Origin of the sequence: Sedimentibacter sp. B4, from assembly GCF_000309315.1 — a bacterium.
In the GTDB taxonomy this organism is placed as follows: domain Bacteria; phylum Bacillota; class Clostridia; order Tissierellales; family Sedimentibacteraceae; genus Sedimentibacter; species Sedimentibacter saalensis.
Genome location: NZ_CANG01000668.1, coordinates 1 through 207 on the forward strand (window position 1 = coordinate 1; position 207 = coordinate 207).

Genomic DNA, 207 nt, shown 5'->3' on the forward strand with positions numbered 1-207 from the left:
TGTGGGCCACGGTCAGGCTGGGCATCGCCTACACCGGCAGATCCGGCGCTGCCCGACCACCGCGAAACTGACACCGCTTGCGCTCAGGCGCTCAGCCGAAGGATCTCGTCGACGACGTCGGTGAGCGGCGCGGTGGCGTCGATCACCGTGCCGTCGGGCAGGTCCTCCTTCGTCTCGCGCAGGCGCAGCACGAGCTCGCGTTCGGCC

General features: G+C 70.5%; 1 pseudogene. It reads right to left on the minus strand.

Annotated elements, in window-relative coordinates:
• Positions 1–83: 83 nt before the first annotated feature.
• A pseudogene (locus BN358_RS26780) lies at positions 84–207 on the minus strand (nucleoside kinase); the annotation flags it as partial.